The organism is Vibrio sp. IB15 (assembly GCF_016406055.1).
Lineage (GTDB): Bacteria > Pseudomonadota > Gammaproteobacteria > Enterobacterales > Vibrionaceae > Vibrio > Vibrio chagasii.
On sequence record NZ_JAEFCE010000121.1, the window covers coordinates 1 to 3,015 of the forward strand.

Sequence of the window (3,015 nt, forward strand, 5' to 3'; positions counted from 1 at the left end):
GGTTCACACATTAAGCGGTGAACAGCGCTTCATACGACTTCACGTCGCACGCCCCGAAGTTTGTTACGCTTCCAAACACGTCACAGATAATTAGCTAGTTTTGATTTACAAAAAATAATGTGTGGCAATGACCCCATTTCCTTCATTGACTCGAGAAAGGCTCTCCTATTAAGTCACTCGATTTAGATGAATGACAAACAACGTTTTGCTCATCTCTTAGAAACCAAGAAATCCATTTTCGCTTCGAGTTTAAAACGAAGCCCTCCTCAAAGCTAATTCCATTGATAATCAACCCGTCGATATTTTCATCATACGCTTTAGTGGTGAAAAGCCATTCTTCACTATTTATTCGCTTTCCTTGAAGAAGAGCGTCATTGAGGCGTTGGCTCATAACGACGATGGCTAGACCTTCAGTTTCACTGATACCAAAATCTGGCTCAGAGATACGACCGACAGCAACTGGTACCTTTAAAGTGCACTCCTTTCCATCTTGAAGAGTAAATGAGTAGATTGCATCTCCTATTCGACCGTTAAGCCAAAGGAGTTGTCCTTGAGTCATGTTGTCGACAGACAGAGTTCCAAAACCACCTGTGGGAGATATAGTTTCGGCCCAGCTATATGTTGAAACAAAGACCGATAAAAACAAATGTAGAATGGCTACTTTTTTCATGCTGAAGCCTCCACGTCGAAGTTAGTATTGGTCGATTGAGCTAACAAATATATTAACCAAAACGGTCCTACTATCGGTGTGAAAAAGACCAGTACCCAATAACTAGATTTGTTGATATCGTGCAGTCTACGAACAATTACTGAAAGCATAGGGATGAAACTTACAACGCTATAAATCGTGTCGAACCATGTTGTCATATTCATAGCAATATCTGCCGCAATGCATCCCATCGCTACTAATGTGTGTACTAAAAGAAACATCCAACATTCTTTGCGGGACGAACAACCAGAAAAGTCTAAACTTCGCTTCCAAGCTAAAAAATAGTATTTCATAAATGCCACCTCAAAATTTGACTGATGGTGATATTTTGCCTCGGAACAAGTGGTGTGTACGTCTCAAAACAGGTTTTAGGTCGTTCTTAAACCTGTTTTGGTCTATATTGCGTTTTCAATTGTATTTCATAGAGTTATCCTTGATATTCACTGAAAGTGAGAACTCATTTATCCATCTAGGACTTGCTATGCTTGCGATACCCGTCCCGTTCGTTGTTTCCATGTTACTTGGACTACTAGCGATATCACTTTATGCCAAGCTTTCCCAGCAGGGTAAAGTCGCTAGCATGTTTTTAGGATTATGTGCTATGACGACCGCAATGGTTGGTTTACGCTGGACATTTGGATTTAGCATTTTCAGCATCGCGCAACCTATTCTGGCCTCCATAATTCCTGTTGCTGCGTGGTATGCGTTTGCACATGCCAATCGTGATTTAGGCACCTTGCCTATTAAGCATTTTGTTGCGCCATTATTCGTCGTAATTAGCGCTGTATCTCAACCTTGGTTGGCACTTCCATTAGATGTACTACTTACTTTAATTTACGCTTGCTATGGAGTGGCACTAATTCGCTTTTCGTCAAGAGAAACAGCACTGATTAATGTCTCGTTAGGGAATTGGGAAGGAGTAAAGAAAGCGGAGAATATTGCAGGATGGATGCTGATATTTTCAGCGTGTATAGACACGCTCATGTCGTTAGATTTTACTTTTAATCAAGGTGGATTTTCACTGTACATCATTACTGCGGCACATTTGATTCTTCTACCCGTGTTATCGATAGCTGTAGTTGTCGTGGGTATTAATACGCCTGTTTCAGATGAGTTAAAATCTAAACAAATCAGTCACAATGACGAGACAAGCAGCTCCCAGGTAATGACCAGTGAGAGGGCTCACGAGATCACTTCTCTGTTAGACTCCAAAATCCGACAAGACAGACTTTACTTAGACCCTGAGCTAACCCTTTCAAAACTGACACGAAAGTTAGGCATACCAGCAAAACAAATTTCAATTGCAGTTAATCAGGTACACGAACAGAATATTTCTAAGATCATAAATGGGTATCGCATAGAACATGCCAAGCACTCCTTGGATTTGTCACAAGATACTATTACGCAAATATTCATGAATTCTGGTTTTCAGACCAAGTCTAACTTTAATCGTGAGTTTTCAAGAGTCGTGGGAATGACCCCAAGTGAATACCGTAAAAGTAAAGCTCAACAGTCTAAGTAAGATTCACTATTAATATTGAATATCTAAGAGCCAACTTTGCCGTACATGAAGTAATTCATAATTTGCTAAATTAGCAGGTTCGCTAACTTGGAAATGTCCAAAAGCTTCTCAGGTTGAACTTTTACCCGTGGCATTTTCTAGCTCGAAAGTGCCCCATTATTAGTTTTATCGAACAAATTAGCGTATTCAATCATCTGTGGTTTGCTCAAATATAACTAATCTGATCCCCGAAACTAAGAAAGCACGGAAAATGGCTGTCATAGTACTATTGTTAGCTCACATGAACTCGCTGATTTGTGCCCTGCAAACTGCTTTGAGATTGTCACAAACTTTCAAAGCGTCAAGGTGGTTGATTATTCAACAATTCGCTTAGATCGTTCGAGGCAGTCTTATAGCAAACTCGCACATTTCTATACATAGGAATAATAAACACTAGAAGAAAAAACAGATGGTAAAAAATATCACGCGTTGCGGATCGCTCTGAACCTTTACGGACATGCAATGTTAGCTTTTAGGACCAAACTTTAAAAAGTAATCATTTATATTATCAATCTTAATTGTGAAATAATTATAAATTACCAATATAATACGCATAAAACAAAATGGAGGTGTTATGCGGTTTTTAATGTTGCTTATGATTTGTACTGTCATGGTTGGGTGTGCTCAAAATTCTATTAGTGCATTAAACGATAAAATAAATGACATTAAAAAAGCCGCTGAGCAGGGGGAGGCTTTGTTGCGTAAATCGATGGAACCAAATCAAGAAGCTACGATCTGATCAGCT

The 3,015-nt window shown here is 39.4% G+C and carries 4 protein-coding genes; 2 read left to right on the top strand and 2 right to left on the bottom strand.

Features of this window, described 5'->3' with window-relative positions; translation table 11 throughout:
* Positions 1–142 precede the first annotated feature (142 nt).
* Together JC606_RS22880 and JC606_RS22885 are read right to left on the bottom strand one after the other, a co-directional pair.
* A complete protein-coding gene (locus tag JC606_RS22880) occupies positions 143–670 on the bottom strand; it encodes a hypothetical protein (RefSeq protein WP_137407926.1) in 528 nt (175 codons plus the stop codon).
* Positions 667–1,002 carry a DUF805 domain-containing protein gene (locus tag JC606_RS22885; protein WP_137407925.1) on the bottom strand — a complete coding sequence of 112 codons (336 nt, stop codon included), beginning with the start codon at positions 1,000–1,002 and terminating at the stop codon, positions 667–669. The genes JC606_RS22880 and JC606_RS22885 overlap by 4 nt, the downstream gene beginning before the upstream one ends.
* 188 nt (positions 1,003–1,190) lie before the next feature.
* On the opposite strand from JC606_RS22885, the gene JC606_RS22890 reads away from it, so the two are divergent.
* A complete protein-coding gene (locus tag JC606_RS22890) occupies positions 1,191–2,231 on the top strand; it encodes a helix-turn-helix domain-containing protein (protein WP_198779515.1) in 1,041 nt (346 codons plus the stop codon).
* Positions 2,232–2,844: 613 nt separating this feature from the next.
* Positions 2,845–3,009, top strand: a complete 165-nt coding sequence (locus JC606_RS22895) for a hypothetical protein (RefSeq protein ID WP_198779516.1) — start codon at positions 2,845–2,847, stop codon at positions 3,007–3,009.
* The last annotated feature ends 6 nt before the right edge of the window (positions 3,010–3,015 follow it).